We start from the raw sequence: 709 nt of genomic DNA, 5'->3' as shown, positions 1-709 counted from the left end.
GGTTAATAGAAACAAAGAAAGTCGTCCTTGAAAAAGGGCGACTTTTTTTGTTAGCGCTAAATATATTAGCCAACGGATATTAGAGCTAGCTTTATCGATCAAACTGTAGCGCAATTGTATAATTATTACACACTACTTTTAAAAAAGAACACCCAACCAGTATCGTGAGAAAATAACTGCGCTTTCCTAGCATGCCTTCGCAGTGGTTCTGGATAGCCTGGCACATATCATTCTATTTTGGACTTTAGCCTTACAGAATGAATAGCCAGACAAGCCCTTAGGCCACGGCTAAGGGCGGTTCCACTGCATCTAAGGCAATGATAGTGAAAGCATAAGCCTACAGATTATGGAAATTCTTTAGGACATGTTTTTATTCCGAAGTGTCGTCTAGTTTTCACGCATAATATCAACACTTGTGGTTCGTTGGTCAAAGTGCTTGCCGACTGTGATGATGTGGTCCAGGTTTTCGTCATAGTCTTTGGCAAAGACTATGGCGTAAAGCAAGTTAAGTAGGTAAATGATCGAGGTATTAGAGGTGAAGTTACCGATTTTGGAGTACAATTTTTCCCGAGTCGTAATATTCAACCGGCAATCACTCATCTGTGAAATCGTGTTGTCCCCAATGCTGGTCAGGCTGATAATAGGCACTTCCTTATGCTTCAATATTTCCATGCATTTAATTAATCCAGCATTCTCTCCAGAATAAGAG

The 709-nt window shown here is 40.3% G+C and carries 1 protein-coding gene; it reads right to left on the bottom strand.

All coding sequences use genetic code 11. The annotated features are described in order from the left end of the window. Window positions 1-387 precede the first annotated feature (387 nt). A partial coding sequence (locus ACRCJ0_RS17615; protein WP_431391445.1) for a MurR/RpiR family transcriptional regulator occupies window positions 388-709 on the bottom strand: 322 nt, incomplete at its 5' end.

Source organism: Aerococcus sp. L_32 (assembly GCF_050689315.1).
This window is presented reverse-complemented; position numbering and strand designations above follow the sequence as displayed.